Origin of the sequence: Aquibaculum arenosum (assembly GCF_029222965.1) — a bacterium.
In the GTDB taxonomy this organism is placed as follows: domain Bacteria; phylum Pseudomonadota; class Alphaproteobacteria; order Kiloniellales; family DSM-21159; genus Aquibaculum; species Aquibaculum arenosum.
In genome coordinates this window covers 157,943-171,015 of record NZ_JARHUD010000004.1, presented here as the reverse complement: position 1 = coordinate 171,015, position 13,073 = coordinate 157,943, and the positions used below count along the sequence as shown (strand labels likewise).

The following is a 13,073-nucleotide window of genomic DNA, read 5'->3' as shown; positions in this document are numbered from 1 at the left end:
ATGATGCACCTGGTCGCCCTTGACAGCCGAAGGCCGAGCGCGTGTAACGACGCTCGGACCCTGTACCCGGCGTAAGGCGGGTCGGCGTACACAACTCTTATAGGGCCTGAGGACCCGCGATTTCCATGCTTCCTTTTGATGACCGTGATGGTTCGATCTGGCTCGACGGCGCGCTCGTGCCCTGGCGCGATGCAAAATTGCATGTGCTTACCCATGGTCTGCACTATGCTAGTGCCGTGTTCGAAGGCGAACGCTGCTATGGCGGCCGCATCTTCAAGATGCGCGAGCATCATGAGCGGCTGCATGCCTCGGCGGAGCTGATGGGCTTCGAGATTCCCTGGAGCGCCGCCGAGATCGACGCGGCCTCCGAAGAGGTCCTCAAGGCCAACGGCATCGTCGACGGCTATGTGCGCCCCATCGCCTGGCGCGGTGCCGAGATGATGGGTGTGTCGGCCCAGCACAACAAGATCCACCTGGCGATAGCGGCCTGGGAATGGCCGGCCTACTTCAGCCCGGAAGCCCGGCTGCAGGGCATCCGCATGACCGAGGGGATGTACCGCCGCCCGGACCCGCGCACCGCGCCGGTCCATTCCAAGGCCGCCGGGCTCTACATGATCTGCACGCTGTCCAAGCACGATGCCGAGGGCAAGGGCTTCAACGACGCACTGATGCTGGATTGGCGCGGCCAGATCGCCGAGGCCACGGGCGCCAACATCTTCCTGGTCCAGGACGGTGTCATTCACACCCCCACCCCGGACTGCTTCCTGGATGGCATCACCCGGCGCACGGTGATGGATCTGGCGCGCCAGCGCGGCTATGAGATCGTCGAGCGGGCGATTATGCCGGAAGAATTCGGGCGTACTCAGGAGGTCTTCCTAACCGGTACGGCTGTGGAGGTAACACCCGTTCGGGAGATTGCCCTGGCCGATGCGATCTACCATTTCACACCGGGTGAGATAACGGTTAACCTGGTGCATGACTATGATGCCTTGGTCCAGGGCAAGGCGGCGACGCCTGCCACCAGCGCGGCCTGACACGGCGCTCGATGCGAGGCGCCGGTCATGAGCCGGGCCTTTGTCCGTGAAGACGATCTGGAATCCCGCGGCGAGTTCGAGGGGCTTGAGCGCCCCCTGCCGCCGCGGCCGATCCTGATCACTGCCGCCGGCCGCGCGCGCCTGGAAGCTCAGCTTGCCGAGACAGAGGCCGAGGAAGCCGCACTTGCGGAGGACACGGCCCTGGCCGCAGACAGCGCCCGCCAGCACCTGCAGCGCGAGAAACGCTGGCTGGAGAGCCTGCTGACCGCCGCCCAAACGCCTGCTCCAGAGGGTGGCGACGAGGTCGCATTTGGCGCCTGGGTCACAGTGGAGGACGCCGAGGGGCAGGAGCAGCGCTACCGGCTGGTCGGCGAGGTTGAAGCCGACCCCAAGGCCGGTGCCATCTCCTGGCGCTCCCCACTGGGGCGGGCCCTGATGCAGGCCCGCAAAGGCGATCTGGTCACTTGGCAGCGCCCTGCCGGTGATATCGAATTGGAAGTTCTTGCCGTCGAGTGGGATTGAGCCTGGCGCGCCTGATCGACTCTGGACCAGATCGACTCAAATCCGGTTCGCGAAGCGACCCGGTTTGAGTCGTGAATCTGCTCTACACTCTTGGTTCAGAGCGAATCGCGCAGCCCGTCACAGGTTGCCTTGGTTCACACGCTGCGCCACCTCCTGCGCAGACTCCACCCGCTCCGAATAGCGTTCGGTCAGGTAGGCGCTCCGGTCACGCAGGAGCAGGGTGAACTTCATCAGCTCCTCCATCACATCGACGATCCGATTGTAATAGGGCGAAGCCTTCATCCGCCCGTTCTCGAATTCCGTAAACGCGCGCGGAACGGAGGACTGATTCGGAATGGTGACCATGCGCATCCACCGTCCCAGCACCCGCAGCTGGTTGACGGCGTTGAAGCTCTGGGAGCCCCCGCAGACCTGCATCACCGCCAAGGTGCGCCCCTGGGTCGGACGAAGCCCGCCCATCGCCAGCGGCAACCAATCGATCTGCGCCTTCATGATGCCGGTCATCGCGCCGTGGCGCTCCGGCGAACACCACACCTGGCCCTCCGACCAGAGAGACAGGCTGCGCAGTTCCTGGACCTTGGGGTGATCCGCATCAGCCCCATCCGGCAGCGGCAGGCCAGCCGGATTGAAGGTGCGCACGTCCGCGTCGAAGCGCCGGAGGATGCGCGCAGCTTCCTCGGTTACCAGCCGCGAATAGGAGACTTCCCGCAAGGACCCGTAAAGCATGAGAATGCGCGGCGGGTGCCGGGAAACCGGCGCTTCGAAAAGCGCCTCGCGATCGATTGGGCGAAAATGCTCCTCCTGCAGACTCGGGAAGGTAAGCAAGGAATGGGCCGATTCGGGCATGGAAGACGTCCTGCTGAGAGCGTGACATAATTTCGATTATTCGAGAATTATAGATATTAAGGCCGAACCGTTGAATCAAGCTAGCTTTCGTCGCCGTGGTAGGGAGAGGGACCGGGCCGTGAATGAGGCCGTTGAGTCCGCCTCACGCCCTACCACTTTGAAAGCAGACCGGATTGACGCATTAATTCAGAAGCCTTGTGGCGATCCGGGTTAATGCAGCCGGCTGCCGTCGGGCACCGGCTTGTCCGGGCGGACCAGCACCACATTGCCTTCGGTGTCGGCAAAGCCCAGGACCAGCACCTCGCTGCGGAACTTGCCGATCTGCTTGGGCGGGAAGTTGACCACCGCCGCCACCTGGCGCCCCACCAGCTGCTCGGGCTCGTAGTTCTCCGTGATCTGCGCCGAGGTCTTGCGCTCACCGATCTCCGGGCCGAAATCGACCCACAGCTTGACCGCCGGGCGCCTGGCCTCGGGATAGGGCTCGGTCCGCACCACCGTGCCGACCCGAATGTCCACCTTCAGAAAATCATCGAAGGTGATTTCAGCCGCCGCTGCGTCGCCCATGCTGTCCCCCGCGTTCACTTACCGCCCTATATAGAAGCGAACAGGGGCCGCCCCATCCGGAACGGCCCCTGCTGCTGACTCACTCTCCGACCAACCGCTTAGTGCAAGTCGGCCCAGATCTTGCGCTTCACCGCATAGAGCAGACCGGTGAAGATGAGCAGGAAGAGGATAACCTTCATGCCCATGATCTTGCGCGCTTCCATGTGCGGCTCGGCCGCCCAGGTGAGGAAGTAGGTTACGTCTTCCGCCATCTGCGAGACCGTGGCCGGCGTGCCGTCGGCATAGTCGACCACACCCTCCATCAAGGGCGGCGCCATGGCGATCTGATGACCGGGGAAGTAGGCGTTGTAGTACATGCCGTCCATCATCTCCACGTCGGCCGGCGGATCCTGGTAGCCGGTCAAAAGATGATAGAGGTAGTTCGAGCCGTCGGCGCGCGCCTTGGTGATCAGCGAGAGATCGGGCGGGTAGGCGCCACCGTTGGCGGCCCGGGCGGCGTTCTCGTTCGCGAAGGGCGGCGGGAAGCGATCCGACGCCGAGCCGTCGCGCATGAACATCTCTCCGTCACCATCCGGACCATCCTCGACCTGATAATCGGCCGCAATCGTCCGGATCTCCTCCTCGTTATAGCCGAGGTCGGCGAGATTGCGGAAGGACACGAGCCGCAGTCCGTGACAGGCCGCACAGACCTCCCGATAGACCTGCAGCCCGCGCTGCTGCTTGGCCCGGTCGAAGGTGCCGAACAGGCCGTCGAAGGACCAGTCACGGGAGGGGATTTCCACCTCCTCTGCCGCCTGGACCGTGGGCGCTTGGGCCAGGCCGAGGAAGGCGGCCGCCGCGGCGATGATTGCCAGCTTCTTCATGGGTCAGGCCTTCTCCGTCGACTGGTTACCGCTCCTGAGCACCGGCTCGGAAATTGAGGCGGGCAGCGGCTTCGGCCGCTCCAGCTTGCTGAGCAAGGGCAGGATGATCAGGAAATGGATGAAGTAGTAGGCCGTGGCGATCTGGCCGACCGTCACCCAGGGCTGCTCCGGCGGCATGGCCCCGACGTAGCCCAGCACCACAGCCGCGATCACCAGCAGCCAGAAGAACTGCTTGTAGAGCGGGCGGAAGCGCGCCGAGCGCACCGGCGAGGAGTCCAGCCAGGGCAGGAAGAAGAGCAGGATGATGGAGCCGAACATCACCAACACGCCGCCCAGCTTGGCCTCGATCAGCACGATCCCAGTGAAGGGGATGGAGATGTCGAAGGTGATGGCCCGCAGCATCGCGTAGAAGGGCAGGAAGTACCACTCGGGCACGATGTGCGCCGGGGTCACCAGCGGGTTGGCCTCGATGTAGTTGTCCGGGTGGCCCATGTAGTTCGGGGCGTAGAACACGAAGGCCGCGAAGATGATCAGGAACACGCCCAGGCCGAACATGTCCTTCACGGTGTAGTAGGGGTGGAACGGGATCTTGTCCTGCGGGCCCTTGGCATCGATGCCCAGCGGGTTGTTGGACCCGAAGGCGTGCAGCGCCCAGAGATGCAGGAAGACCACGGCGACGATCACGAAGGGCAGCAGGTAGTGCAGCGCGAAGAAGCGATTGAGCGTCGGGTTGTCCACCGAGAAGCCGCCCCACAGCCAGGTTACCAGCGCATCGCCGATGCCCCAGGGAATGGCCGAGAAGAGGTTGGTGATCACCGTGGCGCCCCAGAAGGACATCTGGCCCCAAGGCAGCACGTAGCCCATAAAAGCGGTGGCCATCATCAGCAGCAGGATGATGACGCCAAGTCCCCAAAGCACCTCACGTGGCGCCTTGTAGGAGCCGTAGTAGAGCCCCCGCAGCATGTGGGCGTAGACCACGATGAAGAAGAAGGACGCGCCGTTCATGTGGATGTAGCGCACCAGCCAACCGTAGTTGACGTCGCGCATGATTCGCTCGACCGAATCGAAGGCGTGATCCACGTGCGGCGTGTACTGCATCGCCAGCAGAATGCCGGTGACGATCATCACCACCAGCACGATGCCGGCCAGGGAACCGAAGTTCCACAGGTAGTTCAGGTTACGCGGCGCCGGATAGTCGACCAGATGGTGATTCATGGTCGAGACAATCGGCAGCCGGCTGTCCAGCCACTTGACCGCTCTGTTGTTCGTTTTCAAACCGCTCATCCCTCGCGCCCCCTCAGCCGATCACGATCGTGGTGTCGTCGCGGAAGTCGTATTCCGGCACATCCAGGTTCCGAGGCGCCGGGCCTCGGCGAATCCGGCCCGAGGTGTCGTAGTGGGACCCGTGACAAGGGCAGAACCAGCCACCGAAATCGCCCTTGGGATCACCCGCACGCTGGCCGAGCGGCACGCAACCAAGATGGGTGCAGATGCCAACCATCACCAGGAACGAGGGATTGACCACCCGAGCCTCATCGGTTTCCGGGTCCATCAAGTCCGACAGCGGCACGCTTTCGGCTTCCTCGATCTCATCGGCCGTCCGGTGCCGTATGAACACCGGCTTGCCGCGCCAGGTCACGGTGATTGCCTGCCCTTCCTGGATCTGGCTGACGTCCACTTCCGTGGTCGCCAGGGCCAAGACGTCGGCGGAGGGATTGAGGGTGTCGATCAGCGGCCAGGCCACCGCAGCGACACCCACCGCGCCCATCGCGCCGGTTGCCAGGTAGAGGAAATCGCGGCGGGTCTCTCCTTCGCCGCCGTGTCCGGCATGCGCACTGTCTGCCATTGGATTCCAAGTCCCCTCGTCGTTGACGCAACGCGAAGCTTGTGCCCGTGATGCCGGCCGCCCATGCACCGCGCGTGGGTCCCCTGCCGTCCTGCTCGCGAACACCGGCCTCGTCATGGCGCAAGCCAGCAGCCGCGCAGCTCGCTCGCCTTGCGTGACGCGGTGCATATAGAGGAAATTCCGCCGTGAAGTAAAGGCCGGCCGGTCCGGTTGCGCGCCGAATTCGCCCAGGCGTGGTCGCAAGTCCCCAATTCCACCACCCCTCCGACGCAGGAATGCCGAGAACCACCATGCGCCTTGCCCTTTATCAACCGGACATTCCCCAGAACTGCGGCACGCTCCTGCGCCTCGCCGCCTGCCTGGCCGTGCCTGTCGACCTCATCGAGCCGTTCGGCTTTCTCTGGGACGACAAGCGCCTGCGCCGCGCCGGCCTCGACTATGCTGTGCTGGCCTCTGTCACCCGCCATTCCTCCTGGGATGCCTTTCTCAACGCGCGGGCACAGCGGCTTGTTCTGCTGACCACCGCCGGCACCACATCCTATACCGACTTCGCCTACCGGGCGGACGACATACTGCTGCTCGGTCGAGAGAGCGCTGGCGCCCCCGAGTCGGTCCACGCCGCCGCCGACGCCCGACTGGTGATCCCCTTGTCTCCGGGCTTTCGCTCCCTCAATGTCGCCGTGGCGGGCGCCATGGTGCTTGGCGAGGCGCTCCGCCAGACGGCTGGATTTCCGCAACAGGAGCCGCAATGAGCGATAGAGACAGCATCGAGGCCCGCAAGACGCAGGCGGCAGCCTGGTTCGAGGAACTGCGCAACCAGATCTGCGCCGCCTTCGAGGAACTCGAGGACGAGCTGAGCACGGTCCCGGGCGCACCGCTGGCCGAGAAGGAACCGGGGCGATTCGAGCGCAAGAGCTGGGAGCGCAAGGATCATGACGGCGCGCCGGGCGGTGGCGGCGTCATGAGCCTCATGCACGGCCGCGTCTTCGAGAAGGTGGGGGTCAATATCTCCACGGTGGAGGGCCGCTTTTCGCCGGACTTCGCGAAGAAGATCCCCGGCGCCGAAGCCGATCCGCGCTTCTGGGCGTCTGGCATCTCCCTGGTGGCCCACATGCAGAGCCCGCTGGTGCCGGCGGTGCACATGAACACGCGGCACATCGTCACCAGCAAAGCCTGGTTCGGCGGCGGCGCGGATCTCAACCCCATGTACCCGGACGAGCAGGACACCGCCGACTTCCACAACGCCTTCCGCAGCGCCTGCGACCGGCATGATCCCGAGCACTACCCGCGCTTCAAGGCCTGGTGCGACGACTACTTCATGATCCGCCATCGCGGCGAAGCCCGCGGAGTCGGCGGCATCTTCTATGACTATCTGGAAAGCGATTGGGAGCGGGATTTCGCCTTCACCCAGGACGTCGGCCGCGCCTTCCTCGAGGTCTATCCGAAGCTGGTGCGCCGTCACATGCACCGCCCCTGGAGCGAGGAGCAGCGCCAGCACCAGCTGTTCCGCCGCGGGCGCTATGTCGAGTTCAACCTGCTCTACGACCGCGGCACCCGATTCGGCCTGGAGACCGGCGGCAACGTCGAAGCCATTCTCATGTCCCTGCCCCCGCTGGCCGCCTGGCCCTGATCCAAGCCCGTCCGGCCGGCAAGCTCAGGCTTCAGTTTCCGCCATGGCGCAGATCAGGCGCCAGTGCTCGTCGGAAACCGGAACGACGGACAGGCGCGACTGGCGCACCAATGCCAGATCGGCCAGGCGCGGTTCGGCCTTGATCTCGGCGAGGGTCACCGGTCGCTCGACGGGCTTCACGGCTTCCACGTCCACCATGCCGAAGCGCCCACGGGGGTCGCTGTCGTCGGGATAGTACTCCTTCACCACCCGCACGATGCCGACGATCCGCTTCTCATTGACCGAGTGATAGAAGAAGGCGAGGTCCCCCACCTTCATGGCCTTCATGTTGTTCGAAGCCTGGTAGTTGCGCACGCCGTCCCAATGGGTCCGGTGCTCGCGCACCTGATCGTCCCAGGACCAGGTTCCCGGTTCGCTTTTCATCAGCCAGTAGGCCATGCTTTCCTCCACAGCGGTTGAGGCCCCATAGCAAAAGCCCCACCGCACCGCCACACCGGAAAGGAGCCATCATGAAGCTGCAGCACTGCGCCTGGCCGGACATCGAGGCCTATCTCAAGCGCTCGACCGCCATCATCATCCCCATCGGCTCCACCGAGCAGCACGGCCCCACCGGCTTCCTCGGCACCGATGCGCTTTGTCCCGAGGTGCTGGCGGAGGGCATCGGCGAGCGCTGCGGCGCGCTGATCGCGCCGACCTTGTCGATCGGCATGGCCCAACATCATCTCGGCTTTCCAGGATCGATCACCCTGCGGCCGACCACGCTGATCGCCGTGGTGCAGGACGTGGTCAACTCCCTGGCGCGCCACGGCTTCGACCGCTTCTTCTTCCTGAACGGCCACGGCGGTAACATTGCCAGCGTCACGGCCGCCTTTTCAGAAGTCTATGCGGAATCCAGCCTGGGCACCGCATCGGGCAATCGGCCGCCGCTTCGCTGCCGCCTGCACAATTGGTGGGACGTGCCCGGCGTCAAGCGGCTCTCGAGCGAGGTCTTCGGCGCCGACGAAGGCAGCCACGCCACCTGCTCCGAGGTGTCCCTCACCTATCACGCCTTTCCGGAAGCCGGGCAGCGACTCGCGGCGGCCGGCGACGCGCTGACGCCGGGGCGCGCGCCCAACGGTCCGATCCGCGACGCCGACGACTACCGCCGCCGTTTTCCGGACGGGCGAATCGGCTCAGACCCTCGCAAGGCGAGCGCCGAGGCCGGCGCACGGCTGTACGAAACAGCCGTGACCGAACTCAGCGAGGTCTGGAAACGCTTTGCAGCAGAGGATTGACTTGGTGCTCAGAGCGGATTCACGCGTTCGATCTGGAACCCTGTGGTTCAGATCGAACGCGATCCGGTCGTTGCCTCAGGCAGCCTTGGCGTAGATGCCAGCCGCCTTTACGGGGTCGTCCACATAGGCCTCGAACTGCTTGAAGTTCTGCTCGAAGCGCTTGGTGAGCTCGTGCGCCGTGGAATCGTAGGCCGCGGCATCCTGCCAGGTGCGCCGGGGGTCGAGCACCTCCGCCGGCACTTCGGGGCAGGCGGTTGGCACACGCAGACCGAACTGCGGATGGACCACGCTTTCCACGCCGGCCAGGCTTCCATCCAGGGCCGCGCGCAGCATGGCCCGGGTGTGGCGGATCGACATGCGCTGTCCCACGCCGTACTGGCCGCCGGTCCAGCCGGTGTTCACCAGCCAGCAGCGCGCACCGGTCTTGGCCATCTTTTCTCCCAGCATGCGGGCATAGACACTGGGGTGGCGCGGCATGAAGGGCCCGCCGAAGCAGGTGGAGAAGGTGGCCTGCGGCTCATTTCCCAGTCCCTTTTCCGTGCCGGCAACCCGTGCCGTGTAACCGGAAAGGAAGTGGTACATGGCCTGCTCGGGGCTCAACTCGCTGATCGGCGGCAGCACACCGAAGGCATCAGCGGTCAGCATCACGATGTTCTGCGGCAGACCGCCCACGCCCTCTGGCACAATGTTGGGAATGAAGTCGAGTGGATAGGAGGCGCGGGTGTTCTCGGTGAAACGGCCATCATCGAGATCCAGTTCACGGGTGGCCGGATCGAGGGCCACATTCTCCAAGATGGTGCCGAAGCGCCGGGTCGTGGCCCAGATCTCGGGCTCCGCTTCGGCGGAGAGCTTGATCACCTTGGCGTAGCAGCCGCCCTCAAAATTGAAGACCCCGCTGTTGGTCCAGCCGTGCTCATCATCGCCGATCAAGTTGCGCGAGGGATCGGCCGAAAGCGTGGTCTTGCCGGTCCCGGAGAGCCCGAAGAAAATTGCGGTATCGCCCTTGGGCCCGACATTCGCCGAACAGTGCATCGGCAGCACATCGCGCGCCGGCAGCAAGTAGTTCAGGACGGAGAAGATCGACTTCTTGATCTCGCCGGCGTACCAGGTGCCGCCAATCAGGACCAAGCGCTGGGCGAAGTTGACCAGCACGAAGCACTCGCTGTTCGTGCCGTCCACCTCCGGGTCGGCCTGCAGCCCCGGAAGCTGCAGCACGGTGAATTCCGGCTCAAAGGACTGCAGGGCCTCGGCCGGCGGGCGGATGAACATGTTGCGGGCGAAGAGATTGTGCCAGGCATTCTCGGTGATCACCCGCACATTGAGGCGATGCTCGGGGTCGGCGCCGGCCCAGAGGTCCTGAACGAAGGCTTCGCGGTTCTGCAGATAGGCCCGCGCCTTGCGCAGCAGCCCGTCAAAGGCTTCAGGCGACATGGGGCGGTTGACGTTGCCCCACCAAATATCTGCCTGGGAAGAGGGTTCCTCGACGATGAACTTGTCGTTCGGAGAACGGCCGGTATGCTGACCGGTGTAAGCAACGAAAGCGCCGCCGGAAGCAACGAGCCCTTCATTGCGCCGCAATGCCGCTTCGTAGAGCAGCGGTGCGGGCAGGTTCCAATGCGCCTTGCCGAGATTATACAGTCCGATGGTATCCAGTCCGTGGCTGCTGACGACCGGGCCGGTGTTATCCACGATGCGTCTCCGTTTCCTTGTTTCGTGAACCTCTCCGAGATTGTGGTTAGTGGGCCGCGGTGCAAATGGCAAGAGTTGGGCTGTCACAGGGGAAACGAGCGACTCTCGCAAGTGTTTCACCCGCCCCCGCACCGGCGTTCCTGCTCGGCGCTGCCGCTGGCTCGGATCGCCCTGCGGGCGCGCGTTTTCGGCGGCGGCGCAGGAGTTCTGGCCAGTGCTGGCATGTTCCCGCTATGATCGCGCACTTTGAACATGACAGACGCAGCACCACCCATCGACATTTAATGACCCTGTGACCAGAGTGAGCAGAGCATGAGAGCCCAAAGCGAGCGCCTCGGGAGCGCAGCCTCACCGGATGACATCGAGTCTCAGCGCTACGACATTGCTCTGGTGGATGACGACCGGAACATTCTGACCTCGGTATCCATGGCGCTGGAAGCGGAGGGCTTTCGCGTTCGGACCTATACGGACGGCACCGAAGCCCTGCGGGGACTGAGAAGTCATCCGGCAGACCTTGCCGTGCTCGACATCAAGATGCCGCGCATGGACGGCATGGAGCTGCTGCAGCGTCTGCGCGAGAACTCCAACATGCCGGTGATCTTTCTCACCTCCAAGGACGAGGAGGTCGACGAGGTGCTGGGCCTGCGCATGGGGGCGGACGACTACATCACCAAGCCCTTCTCCCAGCGCTTGCTGGTCGAGCGCATCCGCTCCCTGCTGCGACGCGAGCGGGCGGCCCGCGAGGAACTCGACCCGGAGCGCGAGGCGCCGATCCGCCGCGGCGAGTTGATGCTGGATCCGGCGCGCCATCTTTGCACCTGGAAGGGCGAACCGGTGAACCTCACTGTCACCGAGTTCCTGATCCTGCGCGCGCTGGCGCAGCGCCCGGGGCATGTGAAGAACCGCGACCAGCTGATGGACGCGGCCTATGGCGAACACATCTATGTAGACGACCGCACCATTGACAGCCACATCAAGCGCCTGCGCAAGAAGTTCAAGGTGGTCGATGATGACTTCGCGCAGATCGAGACCCTCTACGGTGTCGGCTACCGCTACCGAGACAGCTGAGCCGAAGGCGGCGGCCGCATCGGGCGCGAAGCGGAGGCGGAGCGGCCGCCCGGAAGAAAGGACAGGCGAGACGATCGCACCCCGGCGTTCGCAGCTGCGCGGAAGGCAGGAGAGCAGCGCCGAGGCGCGTCGGCGACTGCCGGCTTGGCGCTCCCCTCTCACGCGCCGCATCCTCCTGATCAACACCCTGGTGTTGCTGATCCCCGTGCTCGGCCTGCTGCATCTGGAGCAGTACCGCCAGAGCCTGATCGATTCCGAAATCGAGGCCATGCGCACCCAGGCCACGACCGTTGCCCTGGCCCTCGGCTCCGCTGCCATCCGCGACGGTCCCCAGGGTGATCAGCAGCTCATGCATGAGTCCGCCCGCCAATTGATCCGTGTACTGCTCAGCGACATCTCCCTGAGCGCGCCTTTGCGCGCGCGCCTCTTCAGTCAGAGCGGCGAGCTGGTGGCGGATTCCTTCATGCTCGGCGGCCCAGAAGCAGTGGTCCGCGTGGAAGAGCTGCCACCGCCGCAATCGCGCGGCCTGGAGGTGATTCGCTGGATTGAAGACTTCTACGACAAGAACATGCGCCGCCTGCTCTACCCCGACGCCTTGCCGCTCTATCAGGAGCAGCCGCGGCAGAGCGCTGCACACTATAACGAAGTCGAGCAAGCCCTCGCCGGTGAGGGTTCCGCAGAAGTGCGTCAGGACGCCGGCCAGCGCCTCGTGCTCTCGGTCACCGTACCGGTCCAGCGCTACCGTCAGGTCGTGGCCGCCCTGATGGTCAGCAAGGATGGCGGCGCCATCGACCGAGCAGTGCGCGACCGCCGCAGCGACATCCTGCTGGTCTTCGCCGTGGCGCTGGCGGTCACAATCCTCCTCTCGCTCTACCTGGCGCGGACCATCGCCCGCCCCATCCGACGCCTGGCGGAAGCCGCCGACCGGGTCCGTGGCAGCAGTGGCCAGTTCGATAGCATTCCCGACATGACCGCCCGGCGCGACGAGATCGGCGACCTCTCGGCCGCGCTCATCGAGATGACCCAGGCGCTGCACAGCCGGCTCAAGGCCATCGAGCACTTTGCCGCCGACGTCGCGCACGAGATCAAGAATCCCCTCACCTCTTTGCGCAGCGCAGTGGAGACAGTGAGCCGGATCGAGAACCCCGAGCAGCGCGCGCGGCTCATGGCAATCATCATCGATGATGTGTCACGCCTCGACCGGCTGATCAGTGACATCTCCGATGCCTCCCGCCTGGATGCCGAACTGGCCCGGGCCGAAAGCGAACGCTTCGACATGGCGATCCTGCTGGAAACCCTGGTGGCGGTGGAGCGCGAACGGTCCGAAGACGGCACCGCTGATCTCAGCCTGACCCTGCCTCTGCGGGCCAATCTCACGGTCATGGGCAAGGAAGGGCGCCTGGGCCAAGTCTTCCGCAATCTCATCGCCAATGCCTTGTCCTTCAGCCCGCCAGACAGCACCATCCGCCTTGCCGCCCGGCGTGAAGGCGCCTGGGTGGTTATCACGGTCGACGACGAGGGTCCCGGCATACCCGAAGGCAAGGAGAACGCCATTTTCAGCCGCTTCTACAGTGAGCGTCCCGCCGGAGAGAAGTTTGGCACCCATTCCGGTCTGGGCCTGTCGATCTCGCGTCAGATCGTCGAGGCCCACCACGGGACCATTGTTGCCGAGAACCGGCCGCAGGGCGGCGCCCGCTTCACCGTGCGCCTGCCGGCGGCCGGCTGATTGCTGCAGGA

The 13,073-nt window shown here is 64.7% G+C and carries 14 protein-coding genes; 7 read left to right on the top strand and 7 right to left on the bottom strand.

All coding sequences use genetic code 11. The features are described from left to right. The first annotated feature begins 119 nt into the window (after positions 1 to 119). Positions 120 to 1,034 carry a branched-chain amino acid aminotransferase gene (locus P2G67_RS07975; protein WP_275822194.1) on the top strand — a complete coding sequence of 305 codons (915 nt, stop codon included), beginning with the start codon at positions 120 to 122 and terminating at the stop codon, positions 1,032 to 1,034. Between the two features lie 27 nt (positions 1,035 to 1,061). Further along, on the top strand, positions 1,062 to 1,556 hold the full coding sequence (locus P2G67_RS07970; RefSeq protein WP_275821815.1) for a GreA/GreB family elongation factor: 495 nt from the start codon (positions 1,062 to 1,064) through the stop codon (positions 1,554 to 1,556). Between the two features lie 117 nt (positions 1,557 to 1,673). On the opposite strand, the gene arsH is transcribed toward P2G67_RS07970, so the two are convergent. The 5 genes from arsH to petA all read right to left on the bottom strand — a co-directional run bounded on the left by arsH (position 1,674) and on the right by petA (position 5,675). Beyond that, positions 1,674 to 2,402 (bottom strand): arsenical resistance protein ArsH, encoded by a 729-nt coding sequence (gene arsH / locus P2G67_RS07965; protein ID WP_275821812.1) that lies wholly within the window; start codon positions 2,400 to 2,402, stop codon positions 1,674 to 1,676. A gap of 210 nt (positions 2,403 to 2,612) precedes the next feature. Beyond that, the gene (locus P2G67_RS07960) at positions 2,613 to 2,966 is read right to left on the bottom strand and encodes a tRNA-binding protein (protein ID WP_275821810.1); all 354 of its coding nucleotides are present in this window, start codon (positions 2,964 to 2,966) and stop codon (positions 2,613 to 2,615) included. Between the two features lie 98 nt (positions 2,967 to 3,064). Beyond that, positions 3,065 to 3,829, bottom strand: coding sequence for a cytochrome c1 (locus P2G67_RS07955; protein ID WP_275821808.1), 765 nt, complete (start codon positions 3,827 to 3,829; stop codon positions 3,065 to 3,067). A gap of 3 nt (positions 3,830 to 3,832) precedes the next feature. Next, positions 3,833 to 5,113, bottom strand: a complete 1,281-nt coding sequence (locus P2G67_RS07950; protein ID WP_275821806.1) for a cytochrome b — start codon at positions 5,111 to 5,113, stop codon at positions 3,833 to 3,835. Positions 5,114 to 5,126: 13 nt separating this feature from the next. Further along, positions 5,127 to 5,675, bottom strand: a complete 549-nt coding sequence (petA, locus tag P2G67_RS07945; protein WP_275821804.1) for a ubiquinol-cytochrome c reductase iron-sulfur subunit — start codon at positions 5,673 to 5,675, stop codon at positions 5,127 to 5,129. Positions 5,676 to 5,965: 290 nt separating this feature from the next. On the opposite strand from petA, the gene P2G67_RS07940 reads away from it, so the two are divergent. Together P2G67_RS07940 and hemF are read left to right on the top strand one after the other, a co-directional pair. Then, complete coding sequence (locus P2G67_RS07940) at positions 5,966 to 6,427, top strand: tRNA (cytidine(34)-2'-O)-methyltransferase (protein WP_275821802.1); 462 nt, start codon at positions 5,966 to 5,968, stop codon at positions 6,425 to 6,427. Further along, positions 6,424 to 7,305, top strand: a complete 882-nt coding sequence (gene hemF, locus P2G67_RS07935; RefSeq protein ID WP_275821800.1) for an oxygen-dependent coproporphyrinogen oxidase — start codon at positions 6,424 to 6,426, stop codon at positions 7,303 to 7,305. Before P2G67_RS07940 ends, hemF begins: the two co-directional genes overlap by 4 nt. Before the next feature lie 24 nt (positions 7,306 to 7,329). Here hemF and P2G67_RS07930 read toward each other — a convergent pair whose 3' ends face one another. Continuing rightward, entirely contained in the window at positions 7,330 to 7,743 is a 414-nt protein-coding gene (locus tag P2G67_RS07930; RefSeq protein WP_275821798.1) for an EVE domain-containing protein, read from the bottom strand. A 71-nt stretch (positions 7,744 to 7,814) separates the two neighbouring features. On the opposite strand from P2G67_RS07930, the gene P2G67_RS07925 reads away from it, so the two are divergent. After that, positions 7,815 to 8,579: a creatininase family protein gene (locus P2G67_RS07925; protein ID WP_275821795.1), complete on the top strand. Its 765-nt coding sequence runs from the start codon at positions 7,815 to 7,817 to the stop codon at positions 8,577 to 8,579. A gap of 75 nt (positions 8,580 to 8,654) precedes the next feature. On the opposite strand, the gene P2G67_RS07920 is transcribed toward P2G67_RS07925, so the two are convergent. Further along, the gene (locus P2G67_RS07920; protein ID WP_275821793.1) at positions 8,655 to 10,268 is read right to left on the bottom strand and encodes a phosphoenolpyruvate carboxykinase; all 1,614 of its coding nucleotides are present in this window, start codon (positions 10,266 to 10,268) and stop codon (positions 8,655 to 8,657) included. Between the two features lie 312 nt (positions 10,269 to 10,580). Between P2G67_RS07920 and P2G67_RS07915 the strand changes: the two genes are divergently transcribed. Beyond that, positions 10,581 to 11,336, top strand: coding sequence for a response regulator transcription factor (locus tag P2G67_RS07915; protein WP_275821791.1), 756 nt, complete (start codon positions 10,581 to 10,583; stop codon positions 11,334 to 11,336). Next, entirely contained in the window at positions 11,275 to 13,062 is a 1,788-nt protein-coding gene (locus P2G67_RS07910) for a sensor histidine kinase (RefSeq protein WP_437124249.1), read from the top strand. The genes P2G67_RS07915 and P2G67_RS07910 overlap by 62 nt, the downstream gene beginning before the upstream one ends. Positions 13,063 to 13,073: the final 11 nt, after the last annotated feature.

Coding starts and splice junctions, on each gene's coding strand:
- P2G67_RS07940 (WP_275821802.1), top strand. CDS start 5,966: ATGCGCCTTGCCCTTTATCAACCGGACATTCCCCAGAACTGCGGCACG.
- P2G67_RS07970 (WP_275821815.1), top strand. CDS start 1,062: ATGAGCCGGGCCTTTGTCCGTGAAGACGATCTGGAATCCCGCGGCGAG.
- P2G67_RS07915 (WP_275821791.1), top strand. CDS start 10,581: ATGAGAGCCCAAAGCGAGCGCCTCGGGAGCGCAGCCTCACCGGATGAC.
- P2G67_RS07925 (WP_275821795.1), top strand. CDS start 7,815: ATGAAGCTGCAGCACTGCGCCTGGCCGGACATCGAGGCCTATCTCAAG.
- P2G67_RS07955 (WP_275821808.1), bottom strand. CDS start 3,829: ATGAAGAAGCTGGCAATCATCGCCGCGGCGGCCGCCTTCCTCGGCCTG.
- P2G67_RS07930 (WP_275821798.1), bottom strand. CDS start 7,743: ATGGCCTACTGGCTGATGAAAAGCGAACCGGGAACCTGGTCCTGGGAC.
- P2G67_RS07960 (WP_275821810.1), bottom strand. CDS start 2,966: ATGGGCGACGCAGCGGCGGCTGAAATCACCTTCGATGATTTTCTGAAG.
- hemF (WP_275821800.1), top strand. CDS start 6,424: ATGAGCGATAGAGACAGCATCGAGGCCCGCAAGACGCAGGCGGCAGCC.
- petA (WP_275821804.1), bottom strand. CDS start 5,675: ATGGCAGACAGTGCGCATGCCGGACACGGCGGCGAAGGAGAGACCCGC.
- P2G67_RS07950 (WP_275821806.1), bottom strand. CDS start 5,113: ATGAGCGGTTTGAAAACGAACAACAGAGCGGTCAAGTGGCTGGACAGC.
- P2G67_RS07910 (WP_437124249.1), top strand. CDS start 11,275: ATGATGACTTCGCGCAGATCGAGACCCTCTACGGTGTCGGCTACCGCT.
- arsH (WP_275821812.1), bottom strand. CDS start 2,402: ATGCCCGAATCGGCCCATTCCTTGCTTACCTTCCCGAGTCTGCAGGAG.